Source organism: Acinetobacter sp. QJM3NY_42, assembly GCF_056173745.1.
This window is the reverse complement of sequence record NZ_CM149689.1, coordinates 377972-399904: the sequence shown is the minus strand read 5'-3', so window position 1 is coordinate 399904 and position 21933 is coordinate 377972. Positions and strand designations below refer to the sequence as shown.

20 protein-coding genes are annotated in these 21933 nt (G+C 44.0%); 10 read left to right on the top strand and 10 right to left on the bottom strand.

All coding sequences use genetic code 11. The features are described from left to right. Positions 1 to 28: 28 nt before the first annotated feature. The 6 genes from AC0VYT_RS01825 to AC0VYT_RS01800 form a co-directional block, all read right to left on the bottom strand. Positions 29 to 598, bottom strand: a complete 570-nt coding sequence (locus AC0VYT_RS01825) for an HdeD family acid-resistance protein (RefSeq protein ID WP_005016669.1) — start codon at positions 596 to 598, stop codon at positions 29 to 31. Between the two features lie 122 nt (positions 599 to 720). Beyond that, positions 721 to 1479 (bottom strand): hypothetical protein, encoded by a 759-nt coding sequence (locus AC0VYT_RS01820; RefSeq protein WP_005016671.1) that lies wholly within the window; start codon positions 1477 to 1479, stop codon positions 721 to 723. A gap of 97 nt (positions 1480 to 1576) precedes the next feature. After that, complete coding sequence (topA, locus tag AC0VYT_RS01815) at positions 1577 to 4219, bottom strand: type I DNA topoisomerase (protein ID WP_005016677.1); 2643 nt, start codon at positions 4217 to 4219, stop codon at positions 1577 to 1579. A 34-nt stretch (positions 4220 to 4253) separates the two neighbouring features. Then, complete coding sequence (locus AC0VYT_RS01810; RefSeq protein WP_005016678.1) at positions 4254 to 4703, bottom strand: ammonium transporter; 450 nt, start codon at positions 4701 to 4703, stop codon at positions 4254 to 4256. 294 nt (positions 4704 to 4997) lie between these two features. After that, positions 4998 to 6023, bottom strand: a complete 1026-nt coding sequence (locus AC0VYT_RS01805) for a hypothetical protein (RefSeq protein ID WP_005016679.1) — start codon at positions 6021 to 6023, stop codon at positions 4998 to 5000. A 73-nt stretch (positions 6024 to 6096) separates the two neighbouring features. Further along, on the bottom strand, positions 6097 to 6342 hold the full coding sequence (locus tag AC0VYT_RS01800) for a SlyX family protein (RefSeq protein WP_005016680.1): 246 nt from the start codon (positions 6340 to 6342) through the stop codon (positions 6097 to 6099). 34 nt (positions 6343 to 6376) lie between these two features. Here AC0VYT_RS01800 and AC0VYT_RS01795 point away from each other — a divergent pair, with 34 nt between their 5' ends. After that, positions 6377 to 8272, top strand: a complete 1896-nt coding sequence (locus AC0VYT_RS01795; protein WP_005016681.1) for an ATP-binding cassette domain-containing protein — start codon at positions 6377 to 6379, stop codon at positions 8270 to 8272. Positions 8273 to 8305: 33 nt separating this feature from the next. Here AC0VYT_RS01795 and AC0VYT_RS01790 read toward each other — a convergent pair whose 3' ends face one another. Then, positions 8306 to 8866 (bottom strand): O-acetyl-ADP-ribose deacetylase, encoded by a 561-nt coding sequence (locus AC0VYT_RS01790; protein WP_005016682.1) that lies wholly within the window; start codon positions 8864 to 8866, stop codon positions 8306 to 8308. A 179-nt stretch (positions 8867 to 9045) separates the two neighbouring features. Between AC0VYT_RS01790 and AC0VYT_RS01785 the strand changes: the two genes are divergently transcribed. Together AC0VYT_RS01785 and AC0VYT_RS01780 are read left to right on the top strand one after the other, a co-directional pair. Next, positions 9046 to 9981: an LpxL/LpxP family acyltransferase gene (locus AC0VYT_RS01785; protein ID WP_005404559.1), complete on the top strand. Its 936-nt coding sequence runs from the start codon at positions 9046 to 9048 to the stop codon at positions 9979 to 9981. 59 nt (positions 9982 to 10040) lie between these two features. After that, on the top strand, positions 10041 to 11159 hold the full coding sequence (locus tag AC0VYT_RS01780; protein ID WP_005016684.1) for a glycosyltransferase family 4 protein: 1119 nt from the start codon (positions 10041 to 10043) through the stop codon (positions 11157 to 11159). Between the two features lie 353 nt (positions 11160 to 11512). Here the strand turns inward: AC0VYT_RS01780 and AC0VYT_RS01775 are convergent, their stop codons facing one another. Further along, complete coding sequence (locus tag AC0VYT_RS01775) at positions 11513 to 12652, bottom strand: endonuclease/exonuclease/phosphatase family protein (protein WP_005405430.1); 1140 nt, start codon at positions 12650 to 12652, stop codon at positions 11513 to 11515. A gap of 181 nt (positions 12653 to 12833) precedes the next feature. Here AC0VYT_RS01775 and asd point away from each other — a divergent pair, with 181 nt between their 5' ends. From asd to truA, 5 genes are all read left to right on the top strand, one after another. Then, positions 12834 to 13952 carry an aspartate-semialdehyde dehydrogenase gene (asd, locus tag AC0VYT_RS01770; RefSeq protein ID WP_005016718.1) on the top strand — a complete coding sequence of 373 codons (1119 nt, stop codon included), beginning with the start codon at positions 12834 to 12836 and terminating at the stop codon, positions 13950 to 13952. Between the two features lie 141 nt (positions 13953 to 14093). After that, positions 14094 to 15479 (top strand): type IV pilus assembly protein FimV, encoded by a 1386-nt coding sequence (locus AC0VYT_RS01765; RefSeq protein WP_005016719.1) that lies wholly within the window; start codon positions 14094 to 14096, stop codon positions 15477 to 15479. 73 nt (positions 15480 to 15552) lie between these two features. After that, the gene (locus AC0VYT_RS01760; protein WP_005016721.1) at positions 15553 to 16869 is read left to right on the top strand and encodes a hypothetical protein; all 1317 of its coding nucleotides are present in this window, start codon (positions 15553 to 15555) and stop codon (positions 16867 to 16869) included. A gap of 48 nt (positions 16870 to 16917) precedes the next feature. Beyond that, positions 16918 to 17883 (top strand): asparaginase, encoded by a 966-nt coding sequence (locus AC0VYT_RS01755; protein WP_227592459.1) that lies wholly within the window; start codon positions 16918 to 16920, stop codon positions 17881 to 17883. 12 nt (positions 17884 to 17895) lie between these two features. Continuing rightward, positions 17896 to 18693 (top strand): tRNA pseudouridine(38-40) synthase TruA, encoded by a 798-nt coding sequence (gene truA / locus AC0VYT_RS01750; protein WP_005016725.1) that lies wholly within the window; start codon positions 17896 to 17898, stop codon positions 18691 to 18693. A 28-nt stretch (positions 18694 to 18721) separates the two neighbouring features. On the opposite strand, the gene AC0VYT_RS01745 is transcribed toward truA, so the two are convergent. Then, entirely contained in the window at positions 18722 to 19729 is a 1008-nt protein-coding gene (locus AC0VYT_RS01745) for an AraC family transcriptional regulator (protein ID WP_005016726.1), read from the bottom strand. Positions 19730 to 19959: 230 nt separating this feature from the next. Between AC0VYT_RS01745 and infA the strand changes: the two genes are divergently transcribed. Together infA and AC0VYT_RS01735 are read left to right on the top strand one after the other, a co-directional pair. After that, complete coding sequence (gene infA / locus AC0VYT_RS01740; RefSeq protein WP_001284370.1) at positions 19960 to 20181, top strand: translation initiation factor IF-1; 222 nt, start codon at positions 19960 to 19962, stop codon at positions 20179 to 20181. Positions 20182 to 20381: 200 nt separating this feature from the next. After that, the gene (locus tag AC0VYT_RS01735) at positions 20382 to 20783 is read left to right on the top strand and encodes a hypothetical protein (RefSeq protein WP_005016730.1); all 402 of its coding nucleotides are present in this window, start codon (positions 20382 to 20384) and stop codon (positions 20781 to 20783) included. Between the two features lie 61 nt (positions 20784 to 20844). On the opposite strand, the gene leuB is transcribed toward AC0VYT_RS01735, so the two are convergent. Further along, positions 20845 to 21924, bottom strand: coding sequence for a 3-isopropylmalate dehydrogenase (gene leuB / locus AC0VYT_RS01730; RefSeq protein WP_005016753.1), 1080 nt, complete (start codon positions 21922 to 21924; stop codon positions 20845 to 20847). Between the last annotated feature and the right edge of the window lie 9 nt (positions 21925 to 21933).

Below are 21933 nucleotides of genomic sequence, written 5' to 3'. Positions count from 1 at the left end.
AGAAAGAGGCATATGCCTCTTTCTTGTTTTAAACATCTGCCGAACTTTTTGGAATACGCTTAATCGCAGCTGCCAGTGTTAAATAGTTCACTCCCTGAAAAAGGATATCGACAGCCAGAAACAAGCCTAACACCCAAAACGGCGCATCGGGCGACATCAAAATGATAATACCGGTAGCCAGAGTCAGCAGCCCGGAAAGCAGGATCCAGCCCCAGCCTATTAAAGGTTTTAATATAAAAGCATTTACGCTTCGAATTACACCCGCAATGATCAGAAAAATAGCCAAAATGTTGGTCAGGACAATTGCTGTTTTAACTGGTGTACTAAAAGCATAGTAACCGGCTACCAGATAAAGAATTCCAAACAGCGCCCACAGCCAGCGTGAACCGCCTCTAAAAATTTTAAAGGCAGCAACAAAGTGCAAGATACCGCCTATCATCATCAAGATACCGAACAAAAATACTGCGGACAACGTTGCGAAAGGCAAGGAGGCTAATAGTAATATTCCGAATAGCACCAAAAGGATACCAATACCTAAATACCATTTACGATTTTCATGGAATTGATGCCGGATGAGATCATTGCCTACAGTTTTCATTTTCATTACTCTTCTAGTTATTAAGTCTTTAACTACTGTAAGTAACAAGTCATCACTTGTCTGTATAAATAGTTTTTATACCGGTTTCATGCCTTGTGGATAAGTTGTTTTTTATCCCCAGTTTATTTTAGCCAGCCAATCTCTGTAGCTGTTTGTCGACTAACCATCGTTTGCTGGAGGTTTTCTGCCATTCTGCTTTTATCGGCTGAAAGCGGAATATGGCCAGTCATAATCTCGGCACGCTTTTGCGGATATAAAGGTTGAAGATGAGGATCAGTATAACCTTGCGGATATAAAGGTAAACCAGTATTGAGATCATATTTATCGGATGCTCCAAATGCATGGAGCAACTCATGCACCAGCACAATCTGATTTTGTTGTGCCTGCTTACTCGAAGCAAACAGGTTGACTGAGCCGATTCGCCCTTTTTCAAGTGCTGTAGAATGTTTTAGTATCCGGTTAAATTGAGGATCATAGAAGTTCAGATAGAGCGTTACACTGGGAGAGCCTTCTTGGCTCATCGAATTTTTCCAGGCATAAAAGCGGAATTTTAAACTCCACAATATGACATCGATTAAACCCGCCTGTTCAGGAACTTTAGGTGGAAGCTGTTGTAGAGGCCGGCCCAACTGAAAATAAAAATAAACTGGTTGTATTCGGTACGGAGCGGCAGCACTGCTGAGATACTTCTGTATATCTTTAAACTGATCGATTGTGAGCTGATCAATATACTGCTGTGTGGAACTACGCTGGTCAGCATTAATAGGATGTAATAAAACAGTCACCGGGCGGTCCCAGTTCTGGTTCTGGTCACGCCAGGCATTTATGGCGACCACCAGCAAGATCAGCAATAAAGCTATAATCCGAATACTTTTCCACACTGCTGTGCTTCCCCATCAATCTCTTATAGATTCTATTATTTTCTTTTGTTTAGTCATAAAAAATGCCAGTCGAAACCGGCATCTTTTTAGTTAAATATCAGGCTTCGGTCCATTTACCACTTTGGAAGACTAAACTCCATTTGGTCTGTTTACCTTCTGGTGTTTCAGAGCCGATATACTGCTGTTGGTTTTTACGGCTGAATTTTACCACTGTCGGGTTACCTTCAGGGTCAGTATCAGGTGCCTGTAATAGAAACTGATATTTTGGATCCAGCTGTCCGGCTACTGTACGCAGCTCGGCAACTTTAGGTGCCCGGGTTTCACGGATTTTTGGAAACTTACTGGCTGCCAAGAACAGACCGGCTGCCCCATCGCGTAGGACAAAATAGTCATCATGCTTGGTAGAGCGCAGATGCTCCATCTTGATCGGATCAACACGCGGTGGCGCAGGCTGCCCGTTTTTCAAAACTTTACGGGTGTTGTCACAGTTATTACAGGCAAAGTATGGACCGAAACGTCCAGTCTTAAGCTGCATTTCACCATCACATTTATCACATGGAATTGTTGGGCCATCATAACCCTTAATCTTGAACTCACCTTCTTCAACTTCATAACCGTCACAATCCGGATTATTGCCACAGATGTGCAGTTTACGACCACCATCGATCACATAGCTGTCCATAGCAGTTCCACAGATCAGACAGCGTTTTTTCGACATCAAATCGGCTGTTTCTGCTCCATCGTCATCAGATAGTGCGGCCAGTGACTCAACTGGTACAAGATTCAATGTACCCTTACAGCGTTCTTTAGGGGGAAGGTTATAACCTGAGCAGCCCAAGAATACACCGGTGGTTCCGGTGCGGATCTGCATCGGACGGTCACATTCCGGACAATGTACGTCAGGCACTTCAACCGGTTGATTACGACGCATTCCCTGATCACCCTGTGCATTATTCAGCCGCTGCTTAAAGTCACCATAGAAACTGTCCAGTAGTTCCTTCCAGTTGCGTTCGCCTGTCGCGACTTTATCTAGCTGGCCTTCAAGGTCAGCAGTAAAAGCATAATTCATCAGGTTATTGAAACTTTCATCTAAGCGATCAGTAACAATCTCACCCATTTTTTCTGCATACAGACGGCGGTTTTCCAGTTTGACATAACCACGATCCTGAATCGTTGAAATAATCGCTGCATAAGTCGAAGGACGGCCGATTCCGCGTTTCTCCAGTTCTTTTACCAGAGAAGCTTCAGTAAAACGGGCGGGTGGTTTGGTAAAATGCTGACTAGGGTCAAGTTTCTCCAGTTTAAGCACTTCACCCACTTTCACAGCAGGAAGTAGTACATCATCATCAGATTTGTTTGCACCACGAATTTTAGTAAAGCCATCAAAAACCAGAATTCGGCCTTTGGCTTTCAACTCGACATCAGAAGCCGCGACCGTAAGAGTAGATGATAAATATTCGGCTGGTGTCATCTGGCAGGCTACAAACTGACGCCAGATCAGGTCATATAGACGCTGGGCATCACGCTCTACACCTGCAAGCTGGTCACCTTTAAGCTCTACACTCGATGGACGTATTGCTTCATGAGCTTCTTGTGCCCCGGCTTTACTGCCATAGCGGTTCGGTTTTGCCGGTAAATATTTATCACCATATTCACTTTCAATATGGTTACGTACCATTTTAATCGCGTCATCACTCAGGAAGGTTGAGTCCGTACGCATATAAGTAATGAAGCCGCCTTCATATAAGCGCTGGGCCAACATCATGGTTTTCTTGACTGAAAATCCGAGACGTGTGCTCGCTGCTTGTTGCAGGGTAGAGGTAATATAAGGCGCACTCGGATTAACCTTGGTCGGTTTGTCTTCACGCTGCGCTACAGTAAACTCGGACTTTTTCAGTACTTCAAGCAGCGTATCAGTCTGGGCCTTATTTTTTAGTTTTAAGGTTTTACCCGCCTGTTTCACGGCTTCCAGACGAATCTGGTCTTTTTTAGACAGGGTATCAGCAAATACCTGCCAGTATTCTTCAGGAATAAAGGCACGGATCTCCCGCTCACGCTCAACCACCAGTTTGACTGCAACAGACTGTACCCGGCCCGCCGACAGGCCACGGGCAATTTTTTCCCATAACAAAGGCGAGATCATGAAACCTACAACACGGTCGAGGAAGCGGCGTGCCTGCTGGGCATGAACCTTATTGGTATCCAGGCGACCGGGCTGCTTAAATGCTTCCTGAATGGCATTTTTAGTAATCTCGTTAAACACTACACGCTGGTAGCGCGAGTCATCACCACCAATCACTTCTTTCAAGTGCCAGGCAATTGCCTCACCTTCTCGATCCAAATCCGTTGCGAGATAGATTTCATCAACTTGTGATGCCAGCTTCTTTAACTCAGAAACTACATTTTCTTTACCTGGTAGCACTTCATAATGCGCTTCCCAGCCGTGTTCAGGGTCAACCCCCATACGGTTGATCAGAGCCTGCTGGGCCTTTTTAGCTTTGTCGGCTTCGGTCAGTTTGGTCCGGGCAGCCGGTTTCTTGTCGGTATTTTTGGCTGAACCACCGGTAGGCAGGTCACGCACATGGCCAACAGAAGATTTAACAATGTACTGCGAACCCAGATACTTGTTGATGGTTTTCGCTTTTGCAGGCGACTCCACAATCACTAAGGCACGCTTGTTGGCAGCACTTGACGAACTTGCTGAGGTGCTTTTGGATGTGGATCGAGGAGCATTCGCCATAATTAACTGTTATTCCTGTAGATAAATTAAGAGATTAGTGAGCAGCCAAAGCATGCAGATAAGCTTTGATATCTTCTAACTGTGTAGCCCTGAGATCAGTTTCTTCATCCCAGTAAATTCCAACACAGTTTGCCTGCATATCAATAGCATAAATCCCTTTTAATGCAATGGGAGAATCATCCAAGCTTTGATCTCCCTCAATGACTTTAAGTTTCTGGTCAACAACACGCGCCCGCATTAAAGGCAGACGGGCATCTGGAATCAGGATGCTGTAATAAGCCACCATACTGGCACGGTTTTCTGTAGCCATCGGAATTTTAGTCCAGGCAGGGGCTGCAACCAGTCGTGGATGCAGGCCAATCTTACGGGCTTTTTCTCGCATCAGGCCGAGTGCTTTTTCTCGCGGGCTAACTCTTAACCCGACAATAGATCCAAACACAAAAACAATAATGACGATTGCGACCCAAATTCCAACGTTTTCCATAGTTCAACCTTTTTATTCCTTTATTAGAGTTGCACAAGGCCAATATAAAACGCAAGTTTACTGAATAAATTAATGCTGGAGCTGTTCGGGACTATAAATGAAGAAAACATATGATTTCTGTATAAATTTGTGTTTTTCAATATAAAAAGCATTTAGTACCAGATTTCTAGCTGTTCAAATTAGCTTCTATTTTAGGCCGTCTAACAGTTTAAAATGCCCTCTCTTCATCTAAATCTATCGTTTCAATACTGATTTAAACTTAGTTCTAACCCAGAACTTTTAACATTCAAAATACTAATGCAGTAGAATTTCCGGACTATAATGCATTTTATATCCATCCCAATAAATATAGCCTTTTTCAAGCATTTCCTTCAGTAGCAGCTGGATATTTTCCTCTGGAAAAATGCTTTTTAACAGATCACGCAAGGCATAGATATTGTCAGGTTTTTTATGTCCCGCCTGATCCAGCTGACGTATAATCTGCCATTGCAGCGGATCAATACGGGCAAATTCTGAATACAGGTCTTCCGTATGGCGCTGCTGTTTTAAAGCAGCTTCGAGTGATGCAGATGAATTTGTTGAAATTTCAGTAGTGTGGATATCAAAAGTTTCAACAGAAGGCTGTGAAGGTAAAGGCATCGTGTGCACTTCCGCCTGCATATACTCTTCAAGCTTTAAGTTCAGCCAGTGTGCCAGTATTCTTTTTCGATATGACACGTGTCCATCCTGTGACCTGACAATTTTCAGATTGATCAATAGCCCCACCAGCTGCTGTGCTGTTTCAGCGAATATATTCAAACTACTGATAATTGAATGTTTTAAGCCCTGTATAGTTGCCGGTTTACCCTGCATTTTCCCTAACAGATCACAATATTTTTTAACGAGCTGCAGCTGAGGCTTTTTTTCAAAGGCTTCTCTGCTCGGCAACCTGTAAATTACGGTTCTTGACTTCTGTTTTGCGGAAGCTTCCATTTTTATCAGGCTGCAACTGACTGCCGAAGCGCCCAGCAGCTGCACCAGTAACTCACTTTCTGGCATTGCTGAAATAACATCAACATGCACTTCAGCTTCCAGAAGAGCCAGACACTGCCCCACGACTAACGCATATTCAAACTCTTTAAAATCTGCTTCTGCAGTTTCCAGTACCACAATCCGGCCTGACTGAATCCAGCCAGCCAGCTCTGTCAGGTCAACCAGTGCATATTCAAACTGTTTCTGGCAGTTAAACAGATACAGGGTTGAATAGTGCTGAAGCAGCTCACGCAGCAGACTGGCAGCTGGCTTATTTTGTTCAAGATCAAGGAGTATGACTTTATTCATGGTATTTCAGCAGTTGTAACACAGCGCGCTGCATTACAGCTGTATTTCAGTTCAAGGTCAAATGAATTTCAGATTAATAGTGTGGAGGAATATTGGTAGAAGGATCAAATGGGGCAATCCCTTCTGAAAGATCAGCAGCTTCAACACGCTGATAAAGTAGCTGCATTTGCTGCTTCAGATGGGTAATCTCGACACTCTGTCGGGTGACCTGTTCATTGAGCTGTTCAACTAAATCATCCAGAAATGCAATTCTTACTTGCAAATCTTCAATGGGTGCGGAAAATGTCGCCTGATTATTATGGTATGTTTGTTTAGTCATTTAATACTCCTCACGGATTTTTTCAGGAAACACTATGGCCTATATTACTTTAAGGGATGTCCAGCTTGCATTTGGTGGACCCGCCCTACTCGATGGCGCGAACTTTACATTAGAACGTGGCGAACGGGTATGTTTGATTGGCCGTAACGGTGAAGGTAAGTCTACTTTACTTAAGCTGATCGAGGGAAGCCTGCTACCTGACCGTGGTGAAGTTTCAATACAAAATGGCGTAACAATTTCAATGCTGGCCCAAGATGTACCGATGGATTCGGGCAAGGTTGCTGACATTGTAGCTGACGGGGCAGGCGAAGCTGCCCAGGTACTCAAGGATTATCATGAAGCCAGTGATGCCTGCGTACTTGGTGATATGGAAGCTTGTGACCGTATGGGCCTGTTACAGCATAAAATGGATCAGCTTGATGGCTGGGCATTAGAAAACAAGGTCAATAATATTCTTAGCAAGATGGGATTAGATCCGGATGCTGATCTGGCTGATCTGTCAGGTGGACGTAAGCGCCGGGTTCTTTTGGCCCGTGCACTGCTTACCCAGCCGGATGTACTGCTGCTGGACGAACCGACCAACCATCTGGATGTCGAGAGTATTGAATGGCTAGAAAAATTTCTTATGGATCAGAATAATCTGACCTTACTGTTTATTTCACATGACCGTTCTTTTGTTGACCGGCTGGCTACCCGTATTGTTGAACTTGACCGTGGTACCCTGCGCAGCTTTGAAGGAAATTATTCACGTTATCTGGACCTGAAAGCCCAACAGCTTGAAGCAGAAGAAAAACAAAATGCCCTGTTCGAAAAAAAACTGGCTGAAGAAGAAGCCTGGATTCGTCAGGGTATTAAAGCCAGACGTACCCGTAATGAAGGCCGTGTCCGTGCATTAAAGACTTTACGTGAAGAATCCAAGGCACGCCGCTTCCAGCAGGGTAAAGTTAATATGGGGGTACAGGAAGCTCAACGTTCTGGCAAACTGGTATTTGATATTGAGCATCTCAGTGTTTCTTATGATGACCAGGTGTTAATCAAGGATTTCTCGGCGATTGTACTGCGTGGCGACCGTATTGGTCTGGTCGGCGACAACGGTGTGGGCAAAACCACCCTGATCAAGGCAATACTCGGTGATATTCCACATCAAGGTACAGTCAAGGTCGGCACCCAGCTAGAAGTGGCTTACTTCGATCAGCTACGTAACCAGCTTGATCTAGAGAAATCAGTTTCAGAGAATGTATCCGAAGGCTCAGATTTCGTCGATGTAAATGGCCAGCGCCGTCATATTTACAGTTACCTGCAGGACTTCCTGTTTTCACCAGAGCGTGCCCGCACACCAGTTAAAGCACTATCAGGAGGAGAGCGGAACCGCGTATTGCTGGCTAAATTATTGCTTAAACCGTCTAACCTGATTGTCATGGACGAGCCAACCAATGACCTCGATATGGTTACATTGGAGCTGCTTGAGGAAATGCTGGCTGAATATAAAGGTACGCTGCTTCTGATCAGCCATGACCGTGCCTTTATGGATAATGTCGTAACATCGACTTGGGTCTTTGATGGCAAAGGCCACATTGAAGAATATGTGGGTGGCTATCAGGATTATCTGATGCAGCGGCCAGACCAGAAAGTAGTAGACCAGAAAGCGGATGTAAAAAAAGCTCAAGCAAAAGCAGAGACCGTAACCATGCCTAAAAAGGCAAAGCTGAGCTACAAGGATCAGCGGGAACTGGAACAGCTCCCTGCCGAAATTGAGCAGCTTGAAGCGGAACAGGCTCAATTAAATGAAAAACTGGCAGATGGTTCCTGGTTTGTAACAGATGCAGATGCAGCAACACAGGCTTCACAGCGTTTGTCAGAAATTGAAGAGCTCTTGCTTGAAAAACTGGACCGCTGGACTGAGCTTGAAGCAATGTCGCAAAACGGCTAAACAAATAGCCTGAACTTGTTACCAGCTATAGGTTCAGGCTTCAATTTTCAATTTGAGTCCCTGCTGTTCCAAGAGCCGCTGCTTTAATAATTCTTCATACAGTTCAAAGTTCTCCAGATCAAAACATACCAGTGCAACTTCCTGTACTGTTTCCGAATTTTTTAATAGTGGAATCAGAGTATCAATAGCTATGGCAGCTGCTTCCACCTTAGGAAAGCGATATACACCTGTTGAGATGTTGGGATAGGCAATGCCAGTCAGATAATGCTGTTCAGCCAATGCAAAACTGTTTTGGTAAGCCTGCGAGAGTAGTGTACGCTCATTTGCCTTTCCCTCTTCCCATATTGGCCCGACAGTATGGATCACATACTGGGCTGGCAAGCGGCCACCGGTTGTCATTACAGCTTCACCGACTGTGCAGCTTCCTTGGCGTGCCCTGATCTGTCTGCACTCTTCAATTATATCAGGCCCACCAGCCTGATGAATGGCACCATCTACACCATGACCTCCCAGCAGGGTACTATTGGCTGCATTTACTATGGCATCAATTCTAATTCCGGTAATATCTCCATGAATCAGACGAAACTGTTTCATGTACTGTCTCCTTCTTTATTTGAATTTTTGTTCTTTCATATTTAGCGGTAAAACACGTATGTAACCAGATAAGAAGTGCTACCAATTAAGTGTTTCAGGTAACGGACAGCGGTTTTTCTTTTCAAAAACAGTTCATGCTAAACTGTCGGCACTTTTGAGGCACAGTATTGTCAGGATTTATGAGCAAGAAGCAGCACTATACGCCAGGTGAATTTCAGTGGTCTTTTTTGTTACCACAATATTGGGGCATTTGGCTTGCAATTGTCTTTCTGATGTTACTGGCAATACTACCTTGGGCAGTCCAGCACCGTATGGCAAAGCTTCTGGGCAATGTAGCATTTGAACGGTTGAAATCACGTCGCAAAACCACTGTCCGTAATCTTGAAGTATGCTTTCCAGAGTGGACAGAGGAACAAGTTCAGCAGCAGGCCCGTGAGGTATTTATTGACATGATGCTGGGGGTTTTTGAAACCTTGAATGCCTGGTATAGCCCTACCTGGTTTAATGGCCGGGTGAGTATTGAAGGACTTGAATACTTAAACCAGGCACAAGCCCGACAGCAAGGTGTGTTACTGCTTGGTACCCATAGCACCTTGCTAGATGCTGGCGGTTATATCTGCTCTCAATATTTCAGTCCAGATGTGGTGTACCGCCCTCAAAATAATCCGCTTTTAGATATGCTGATTTACCGCTGCCGGGCAACCATCTATACCCATCAGATTGATCATGATGACATGCGCGGCCTCATTCGACACCTGAAAAATGGCCGTGCGATTTGGTATAGTCCGGATCAGGATTTTGGATTAAAACAAGGTGTAATGGCGCCTTTTTTCGGAGTGCCTGCCGCTACAGTGACTGCTCATCGACGCTTATTGAAAATTTCCAGAGCAGTTGCCATCCCCTTATATTTTTATCGTTATGGTGATATTAAGGATCCCAAGTACCGTATCTTGCTTGAGCCCGCACTTGAGCAGTTTCCAGGTGAAGACGAAGTAGCTGATGCAACCCGGGTAAATTCCATTATTGCGCAACAGCTACAGATTGCGCCTACACAGTACATGTGGTTTCATCGCCGTTTTAAAAGTCGTCCAGAAGGCTATGACAAAATTTATTAAGCTATTGAAAATAGTAATTCAACAGTGCAATGAGCCCTCTATTCAATAAGAGAATAAATATGAAAGTAATGCAACTGCTTCCAGAGCTCAATAGTGGCGGTGTAGAGCGTGGGACACTTGAAATTGCACGGGCACTGGTCAGCCAAGGTCATCAATCTCTGGTCGTGTCCAATGGTGGCCGGCTGGTGGCCCAGTTAGAAGCCGAGGGTTCTACTCACTTAACATTGCCTGTTCACAAGAAATCATTGTCCAGTTTATGGCAGATTCGTCCACTTCGAAGATTAATCATGCAGTATCAACCTGATATTGTTCATGTACGCTCGCGCGTACCGGCTTGGCTGACACATTTTGCCCTACGCGGTATACCCGCTTCACAACGTCCACATCTGATCAGTACTGTACACGGATTTTATTCAGTTAACCGCTATAGTGAGATCATGACTCAGGCAGAGAAAGTCATCGCAGTTTCCGATAGCGTGGTGCAGTACATTACTGAACATTATAAAAACTGCCCGCCTCAAGATATTGTACGGATTTACCGGGGGATCGATCCAAAAGCTTTTCCACATGGCTATCAGCCATCAGCGCAGTGGATTCATCAGGTTTTTGTAGATTATCCTCAACTTGAGCATAAATTTCTGCTCTGTCTGCCCGGACGGATTACCCGCTTGAAAGGTCATGAAGTGCTCATTGAAGTGATGGCTGCGCTTAAACCCTTTTATCCACAATTACATGCTGTCGTTGTAGGCGGTGCCGACCCAAAAAAACAGGCCTATTTAGAAGAGCTGGCTAACACTATTCAAAACAAGGGACTGGGCGATGATATTACGTTTGTCGGTCACCGTTCCGATATCCGCGAATGGCTGGCTTTCTCAGATGTAGTGTTATCACTTTCAACTCAGGCAGAAACTTTTGGTCGTACTGCTTTAGAAGCTTTATCAGTTGGAACACCAGTTATTGGCTGGAATCGCGGTGGTGTGGCTGAAATTCTGGCAAAACTTTATCCGCAGGGACTAATTCCCTCCGAAGATATGAATACTTTACTTGGCACCATTAAACAGCATATTGACCAGCCACAGCAGGTCGCACCTGTCACCTTGTTTAGCCTGAGTGATATGTGTCAGCAGACGCTAGATTTATATCAGCAGGTGATCAATTCTAAAGAGCGGCAATATTGAAATACTGTAAATTAAAAGATTAATAATATTTAAGCTATCCAGTAGATTTTTAATACGGTTGCTTAACTTTCAAATGGCTTAAACTCGATTTCAGACTAGATTAAAACATAAACCCGAGTTCTGCTTCCTGCAAAACTCGGGTACATGAGGTTGTGCTTTCAACTTACTTTATTCTTATAGAGTGGTTTTCCCTACCAACATCTTATCCTTGATGTATACCATCAGCATTTAACTATCCTTAAGGGATTTTCCATTCCCAGTTCCTTGTGCTGATACACTTAGAGTAAGCTATACTTTGTGTTGCTGCTAGCCGTTTGGCGCTTAAATCGATGTAAGCAATTTCGTACACTTTTCTATGGCTTGAAAGTAGGTGTAGGTACTTGTTCTTTATAAGGCTCTACAATTTCATCTGTTAAATTTTTTTCTCCCTGTTCAGCTTTGGCAACTCCCTGTTCGATGGCTTCTTGCGCTTCCTGCTCATCGGCTGCACTCTGCTCCAGTTCTTGCTGTGACTGCTCAAAAACGCGGCCACTTTGTAAAACGATATAAACTGGAAAGTGGTCAGAGCCGACATGACTTAGCCGCTGCATATCAACCAAAGCAAAATCAGTACTATGAAAAACATGGTCTAACGACCAGCGAAATAAAGGATAATTGGCATGAAAGGTATTTACAAAATGTCGGCCTACCCGCGGGTCCAGTAAACCGCTAATACGCTGAAACAGGCGTGTTGTACGTGACCAGGCCACATCATTTAGGTCGCCCATTACAATACAGCTCTTGTCCATGTCTTTAATCTGATCACCCACAATCAGCAGTTCAGCATCACGCAAGGTTGAATCTTTGGCCTCAGTTGGACTTGGAGGTTTGGGATGTAGACAGAATAGCTGTACCGGTTGTCCTGAACGTAAACGTACAGTGGTATGGATGGAAGGAATTTCATCACTTAAAATAAATTTGACTTCAGTATCTTCAAGCTTTAAACGGCTGTACAGATGCATGCCATATAAATTATCAAGTGGTACAGCTACCCGGAAGGGATAATCTTTTTCGATTCCTGACAGTTCATTTTGCCAGGTCTCATCAGTTTCCAAGGTAAGTACTATGTCTGGCTGATATTTTTGAATCTGCTCAATCAATAGGTGATATTGAGTATTAGGGGTAAGAACGTTCGAAACGATCAGTGAAATCTGCCGTTCAGGATCAAGCTGTTCTGGTTTGACCTTTTTGACCTGTTTTTTCCAGATAAATGTATAAGGCAAGACCATTTTTAGCTGATAGGCAATCGCTGCAATCAGGCCAACAATCCAGATTTCACGCCATATAGTCCAGTCCGCCTCCCAAACCAGCATTAAAACAAGTATAACCATACCTGCTGATAATAACTGTAGCCGTGGAAAATCTGCACCACGAATCCACCATTCGTCACGGGGGATCAAGGACCAGAAGCTGAGCCAGATCACCATACCGGCCATAATTTCTATCCAGATCATATTCACACCAATAATTTATAATTTTTTGAATAAATCAAACAAGTTAGCGTTCTACTATCTGCTCTATGTAGCACAGTTATAAAATTATTCACAATATTATTTATGTAGTGCTTGAAGTTGCAAACACTTTTGTTACACTCAAACCCCCTTTAATTTTTTAACGCACCGAGGCAAAGAGACAATGAAAGTAGGTCTGGTCGGTTGGCGCGGGATGGTTGGTTCTGTCCTTATGCAACGTATGGTTGAAGAGAATGATTTTGCTCATTTTGAGCCATTCTATTTTTCTACCAGTAATGCAGGTGGTGAAGCACCTGTATTTGGTGGTAAAACTGCCCCAGCACTTATGGATGCTTCAGACATTAGCAGTCTGAAGCAGATGGATGTCATTATTACCTGTCAGGGTGGCGACTATACCTCTGAAGTCTTTCCAAAACTGAAAGCGGAAGGCTGGAAGGGTTACTGGATTGATGCGGCCTCGACCCTGCGCATGACTGATGATGCCATTATTGTCCTAGACCCGGTCAATCTCAACGTGATTAAGGATGCGCTGGTTAAAAGCACCAAAATATTTGTAGGTGGCAACTGTACCGTTTCCCTGATGCTGATGGGCCTAGGTTCACTGTTCCAGCATAATCTGGTGGAGTGGATGAGTGCCATGACCTATCAGGCAGCTTCAGGTGCAGGTGCACAGAACATGCGTGAACTGATCACCGGCATGGGATATTTATATAATAATAGTAAAGATCTGCTCGATGATCCCAAGTCAGCTATTCTAGATATTGACCGCAAGATTGCAGACTTGCAACGTGGTGAAGGTTTCCCTTCAGCCAACTTCGGTGTGCCACTGGCCGGTTCACTAATTCCATACATCGACAAGCAGCTTGAAAATGGTCAGTCGAAAGAAGAATGGAAAGGTCAGGCCGAAACCAATAAAATTCTGGGAAATTCACAGATAGTACCTATTGACGGGCACTGTGTACGTATTGGCGCAATGCGTTGTCACTCTCAGGCTCTCACCATCAAGCTCAGAAAAGATGTACCTCTTGATGAAATTGAAGATATGATCCGTTCTTCAAACGAGTGGGCCAAGGTGGTGCCAAATACCCGTGAAGCCTCAATGACTGATCTGACTCCAGTAGCAGTTACAGGTACTTTATCTGTGCCAGTAGGTCGACTGCGTAAACTGAATATGGGTAAAGAATATTTAGGTGCTTTTACTGTAGGTGACCAGTTACTTTGGGGAGCTGCCGAACCTTTGCGTCGTATGCTTCGCATTTTAATTGACTATAAAAATGTTTAATTAATTTTAAGTATTTTAATAAATAGAACCGGTCGACCATGGCCGGTTTTTTGTAATTGTGGTTTGAATAATTTCCACTGCCTTTATGGCAAGATCATGTATACTTTTTGTGTTTGCATTGTTTTCAAGCTCCAGATCAAGATGACTGTTTATAACAAATTAAAAATTGCTGTCCTAGCCATCATGACATCGCAAACAGCTTCTGCGATCATCATTGAACCAATTCAAGTGCAGTCCGCACCTGGAGAGCTTCTGTATGCAGAAATGGCTTTCAGCCAAGCCGATACAGATGAAAACATGCGGGTCAGCCTTGCCAGCCCAGAAGATCTGGCGAGCTTGGGAATTCAGCATCAGCCACCGGGCCATCTTAATTTTTTTAACCGCCGTAACGGTCAGGGCACTGGTGTCATCGTGATTACCTCTTCTCGCCCTCTCACCAGTTCCGAACTGAATATTGTGGTTAAGGTTAAAGAAGGAAATGCTACCCGGCTACAGCACATAAAAACCACACTTAAACCTAGCCAGACAGTGCCATTGCGAGCCTCGGTTAATGAAAAACCGCTTGTGCCTGTCATTGTTACTGAAAAAGATATTACCCTGAATTTGCCAGAGAGTACGGCGTATCAGGTCACCCAGCAGAAAAGCCGTAGCCCGCTCCCTAGCAAGCAGGACCGGCCATTGTTAATCAATAACAGCCGTCCGCCTGCATTAAGTGGTTCGGCTATTTCTATCGTTCAGCAGCCAAGTTCGATTGCATCTTCTGTCGTACAGCCAAAAGATATACTTCATAGACAAGAGCAGGCACTGAGAAATAAAACGCAGCTTTCCGCTACACCTAATACAAGGCCTAGCACAACAGCTTCTGCCAGACCGAACCCCACTACGCAGTCTGCATTAACAGCGAAAACAGGACCTAGCGCCAAGAAAACTGCTGAACCCCAACAACGGAAATTAGCTGTAAAACCAGCAATCACTTCTACTACCAGTAGCAGGGCTCCGGTAGAACAGCCCCATACTTATGTAGTTCGAAATAATGAGTCACTCTGGACTATTGCATCACAGGTTGCAGCCCAAACCCAACAGCCTGTTACAAACGTAATGCAGCAAATCAAGGAAGCGAATCAGCATGCATTTATTCAGGGAGACGTGAACCGGTTACGTCGTGGTGCAGTTTTAAATTTAAATGCTCAACCTGTGATGACACAGAATAAATCTCGTCCCAAAGCTGTTTCTCCTTCTTATTCACCTAAGACAAAATACCGTTTAAATGAAGCAGAAATGAGCTTGGTCGCTGAAAGTACAAAAAATACAGCTCAAGGAAATGCTAAAAGAAATAACGACCAGTCCATGAGCAGTGCGGATTTAGTATTAAAAGTTATGACAGCTCGTGAAAAAACCGTTAAATTACAGAAGAACGTAACGCAGCTGGATCTGGCATTACAGAAAAAGGATCATAAGATCCAATTATTAAATGCCCGGCTGGCGCAGCTCGAACAGCAACTCAAAGCACAGCAGACAAAAAAATAGGTCAAGACGCAGTTAAAAAGATTTCAATCAGAAATCAGCTGCCATGATGGTTCAGTATTAAGGGGTTTAAATTATGTTGTTGTATGTGATTCCATTTGTCCTGCTCTTGGTCATCGCAATTTTTCTTAAAAAACGTGAAGCTGCCCAGCAGGATGACAGTTCTGCAACAAAAGGAAGTTCACGGAAAAAAGCGTCTAAAAAAGTTGCAAAAACCAAAGCAGTTAAAACTACTCACAAGCGTAAAGCGGCTCGCATTGTAGAAGATCCGATAGCAACTCAACAAAAAACGTCCACCCCTATTCCTGCTGATGTTCATCGTAAAATTGAGAATCTGATTGAACAGCGTAATTACTTTTCTGCTGAAGCACAGATTAATCAGGCACTGAACCGTGATAACACTCAGCATGAATTATATTTATTATTACTTAAAATTCATCTAGACCAAAAAGATGAATTTGCTATAAATCAGCTGATTCAGCATCTTCACTCTTTGGGATTAGAGGAAATTGCCAGACAGGCAGAACAGAAGTATCAAGCTTATAATCAGCAACAACAACCTGATGCGATCGAGTTCGCTGTAACAGATGTTCCTGAACCTGCTCCTGTCACTCCATCACAGCCACACGTACACAATAGTGCTGATTTTGATGCTCTGGTACAGCAAGCTCCAGTAAATATTCCCGTTTTAACGCCTTCATTTGATGTGTTACAGGCAGAACCAGCCCCATCTGTACAACCTAAAGAAGCTGTAGTTGAACTTGCGCCCTTAGAGTTTAATTTCGGTAAAATCAAGACTAAACCAACAGAAACCGAACAGCCGCCACAAGCCACTGTCCTTGATCAAGATAGAACTGTTGATTTTTCTTTCCCACTTGAGAGTCAAGAAGAGCGATCTACAGACAAGACAGCTCTTGCTCAGGAGCAAAGTCAAAACCAGTCCGTACCACTTGCGCTGGACTTCAATTTTGGTGAGCTTCATCTGAGTCGTCAAGAGGAAGAGAAACCTGAAAGTGTCAAACCGGTAACTCTTGATTTTGAAACGGTTCCGTCAGCAACCCATGCTCCAGCATCCGGTTTAGATTTCAAACTTGAACCCGTTGAAATTTCGACTGAACCTGCCCTGTCTGAGCCACAAGTTTCATCTGTTCATGCTTCTGAGACAGAAGCTGTAGTTTCAACAACTGATATTCACCAGAATGATCCCGTAGTTCAGGCATTTCCCGAATTGGCACAGATCAATGCCATTAATTTGGATCTAGAATTGGCACAGCGCTATGTCGAGTTGGGCGCCTATGAGTCTGCACGTCATCTGCTTAGTCAGAATCAGGACCAGTTCAATCCTGAACAGCAAGAACAGTCAAAAAAAATACTCAATCAAATAGCTTCTTGAGTGTGTTCAATTTAGTATAGGGCAGTCATATGACTGCCTTTTTTTATGATGAAAAAGATTGCTTTACTTTATATGGGAGGAACTTTCGGCTGTGTAGGTGAGCCATTGACGCCCATGCCGGAAACAGAGTTTCTCCCTAAACTGCAAAATACTCTTCCTGCCAAGTATCAGGTCGACTGTCTTGCTGCACCCGTAATTAAAGATAGTAGTGCCTGTAGTGCTGCTGACTGGCTTTTGCTTGTACAGTATATACAGCAGCTTAAAGTACGCTACACTTACTTTGTGGTGATCCATGGTACAGATACATTAAGTTATGCTGCAGCATTGCTGGCACGTTTTTTAGGCCAGTCTTGCCATGTAATATTAACAGGTAGCCAGTATCCGTTGCTTGATATTCAGGGCAATGTTCCCCGGGTATTTACAGATGCTGCCGATAATTTATATTTTGCTTTGGAACAGGTTTCCCGCAAACCGGCCGGAGTCTATCTGGCATTTCACCAACAGGTTTTTCATGCCCAGTCTGTCATGAAAATGCATACTACCGAGCTAGATGCTTTTAAAGGAATAGAGGCTGACCAGGATTTCCCTGTTTATAAGGAAGAGATTTCCGTCCAGGATGACATAATTGAACAGGCGATGAGTTTTAACCTGATCAGCTGGCAACTTCAGCCTCAACCTGTAGAACATCTCATCAAGAATTTGGGCTTATTACAAGATGAACCCCCACACTTTTTAATTCTACAAGGTTTTGGCACAGGAAATCTGGCAGTTAACCAGGCTGTTATTGAATGCTTGCAAAAATTTCAGCATAAGGGCTGCTTACCTGTTCTGGCTACTCAGGTTCCTTTTGGCAGCATGGATCAACGCTATGCAGTCAGTAGCTGGGTTAAACAAGCCAATATTTTAGTCAATAACACATATAGCAATGCAGATCTTTATGCAAAAGCCCTGCAAATCTATTTAAAATATCCATCTTGCGAGCAACGGTATCAGGACTGGTCTACGCAGCCTTAAAAGAGGAACAGTATGCAACGTTATGCAGTCGGTATAGAGTTTTGCGGCATTCGTTATCGGGGCTGGCAAACTCAGCAGGCCGGTGTCCCGAGTGTGCAAGAAACTCTGGAGCGGGTTTTAAGTAAAATTGCCGATGAAAAAATTATTCTGCATGGTGCCGGGCGTACTGATGCTGGTGTACATGCCACTAATATGGTTGCACACTTTGATACCCATGCCATTCGCACGGAACGCGGCTGGATGATGGGTTCAAACAGCCAGTTACCAAAAGATATTGCACTACAGTGGTTACAACCCATGGGTGAAGATTTTCATGCCCGATTCAAGGCCTGTGCCCGCCGCTATCGTTATGTCATTTACAATGCCCCATATCGGCCTGCCTTACTGCATAAACAGGTGACTCATGTTTATCAGCAGCTTGATATTGAAAAGATGAAGAAAGCTGCAAAAAAGTTTCGTGGTGTACATAACTTTGAAAGCTTTCGTGCTGCTGCCTGCCAGTCTAACCAGCCGATACGTGATGTAACTCACTGCGAGCTGTTCGAGCACGGACGTTATCTGGTCCTAGATATACAGGCCAATGGTTTTCTGCATCATATGGTCAGAAATATTGTAGGTTGTTTGCTAGAAGTCGGACAAGGCATGTATGACATTGGCCATATTGATAGTATTTTTGCAGCAGAAGACCGCCGTGCTGCAGGAATGACCGCCCCTGCAGATGGACTGTATTTTATTCAGGCTTATTATCCCGAGCAGTTTGCATTACCGCAATTACCACTTGGCCCACATTGGCTTAACTTGCCAGAATAGAAAATGCCGGTCTCAGACCGGCATTTTTTTAACGCTGTTTACGTTTTCGGTACTCTACCGGCGTTTCATTGGTCCAGCGCTTAAAAGCCCGATAAAAGGTACTCGGTTCAGAAAAGCCTGTCAGATATACAATGCGTTCTACACTTTCACTGGTATTGGCAAGAAGCTTTTTTGCCAGTCGGCAACGGTAATCAGAGAGTATTTGCTGAAAACTGGTATTAGCTTCACTCAGTTGGGTGCGTAGGCGTCGAGGCGTGATATTCAACTGGGCAGCTACAGTTTCCAAGGTTGTTTCACCACTTTCTAGTGTAGAGCCGATCGCACGCCGCACTTCTCCGACCAGGTCATAACGCGCCAGTTCCTGCAATTTTTCCAGTGCCAGCTGTTCATGTAGCTGTAATAATTCCGGCTCGGCCTGCCATAAGGGATAATCTAGAATAGAGGGGTCAAAATACAGGCGGGTTTCTTTCTGGCCCAGACTGACTGGACAACCGTAAACCCTCAGGTATTCATCTGGCGATGCGCCTTCACTAAAATTAAAATCAATGAAGATCGGGGTGAAATTCCCCTCGGTAATAAATTTGAAGAAGCGTAGCACGCCTGACATCGCACACTCAGAAAAATGGCGGTTAACCAGATTATCAGGAGAAGCTACTGATCCGTTTGTTAAATAGCAACTGTCTTCTTCTATAATAAGTTTAGCATGGAAAGCATCACTGATCAGACGCTGATAAGCCAAAGCCCGTTTCAGGCCTTCGCCAAAATTATCACTACTAATAAAGAGATGTTCAATTACCTGGCCCCGATATAACGGCAGATGTTCACCTAGATGTAACCCGATATCAGCGTCTTTACTGACTTCTTCAGCTGCTGTCCAGAAAGCATGTTGTGCACTTAAAGGTGTACGTGCATTGATTTCAACCTGATTCAGTGCAACGCCTGCTTTTGTTAATATTTCTTCGGTTGGTAATCCCGCACGACGAATCGCTTGATAGCCAAATCGCAACACAACCGATGCATCAGTTAGCTGACCCACGCAATACCCTTCCTTGTATGTTATTCATTTATACTTAAAACATTAATTTTAGATTAACTGTGATTGGCCGAACTGACAACTCTATTCAGGTATTTTTTGTTGAAAATATTTATGAAATGACTTCGCTTAATTTACTAGCAGCTGGAACCTCGACAGGCCTGATGTGTCTTGTGTTTGACACAAAAATTGGCTATAATTTGCGCCTTTCCAATTTGATCATCAGGTAGGCTATGGCCAATAAAGAGGAACTCATTGAGTTCGAAGGCGTTGTCACCGAAACGCTTCCTAATACTATGTTCCGTGTCCGTTTAGAGAATGGTCATGAAGTGATTGCACATATTTCTGGCAAAATGCGCAAGCACTATATTCGTATTTTGACTGGCGACAGCGTTAAAGTTGAAATGACGCCTTATGACTTAACTAAAGGCCGTATTACTTATCGTGCCCGCTAAGTCTGAGTAAATATAAAAAGCCACCTCTATTTCGTGGCTTTTTTTATACCTGTTTTTATATTTTATAAATTACCTATCCGAATTTCTTTATAGATTCCTGTATTTGATCCCGCCTTTTATCGTGTTTTACTGTTCTATAACGCTTTATGGTTTTTAAAAATCTTAAGCTTGATACTGTTTTCTGATTTATAGGTTAGATCATGAACAGTTTAAAACTTGTTTTCCTGGGTCTGGGCTTTACCGGTTTATTGACTGCCTGCACTACAACCTATCAGGCACAGCCAAATCTCGATACTTATCTGGAACAGTTTATTGGGCAATCTGCTGAACAGATTAAAGCCAAGATTAATCTGCCAGCTTTAGGCTATGAGCTTAAAGGTTCACCAGTGCAGACTGCAAACCAGCTCAGCTATACGATTTTGCGACCCCTTGCTGTACCTATTCCGTCTGGCCTGCAATCTGTAGGCACAGGTGGAGCTGTCATTGCCCCTCCTACCAGTTTAGGTGCCAACTCTTATGAAATTGATATGTATTGTCAGATCAGTTTTATTCTTCAAAATAATATTGCCAAAGATGTGCAATATCGTGGCCGTTCCTGTTAGCTCATCCTATAACTAAAATGAAAAACGCAGCATAAGCTGCGTTCTTTATTTCTTTTTTAAATTAGCCGAGTGCCTGCACTACTGCCTGGCCCATTTCAGCAGTTCCGATTTTTTGCATGCCTTGTGACATGATGTCTGCAGTACGCAAGCCTTGGTCTAATACCTGGCCTACTGCATCTTCAATCGCTTGAGCTGCAGTTTCTTCACGGAAAGTATAGCGCAGCATCATGGCAACCGACAAAATAGTGGCTAGCGGATTGGCAATATTCTGGCCGGCAATATCAGGTGCTGAACCATGACAAGGTTCATACATACCTTTACCATGTTCATCCAGTGAGGCAGATGGCAACATTCCAATCGAACCGGTCAGCATTGCAGCTTCATCAGAGAGAATATCCCCAAATAGGTTACCGGTTACGATGACATCAAACTGTTTTGGCGCACGTACCAGCTGCATGGCTGCATTGTCGACATACATATGTGATAATTGGACCTCTGGATATTGCTCCGCCTGAAATGCAGTTATTGTCTGCTTCCAGAGTTCAGTGACTTCAAGTACATTGGCTTTATCAACCGAGCAGACTTTTCCACCACGCAGTCCAGCAATCTCAAAAGCGACTTTAGCTATTCGCTTGATCTCAGATTCGCTGTATACATCAGTGTTATAACCCTGCTTTTCACCATTTTCCAGTTCCCGGATTCCGCGTGGCTGGCCAAAATAGATTCCACCCGTTAACTCACGTACGATCAGGATATCCAGTCCAGCTACAATCTCAGGTTTTAAACTTGAAGCATCTGCCAGCTGGGGATATAAAATTGCCGGACGCAGATTAGCAAACAGATTCAACTCGCTACGGATTTTAAGAAGACCACGCTCAGGACGGATTGAACGTTCAATCGTATCCCATTTAGGCCCACCTACAGCACCAAGCAGAATCGCATCTGCCTTTTTTGCCTGCTGACTGGTAACTTCAGGGTAGGGTTCACCATGTGCATCAATTGCGGCCCCGCCCAACAGTCCCTGTTCCCAGCTCAAGTCCAAACTAAACTTTTCATTCACACGGTGAAGGACCTGTTCTGCTGCTGCAATAATTTCAGGTCCGATGCCGTCGCCAGCTAAAATGAGGATGTGTTTGGACATATGCATTTC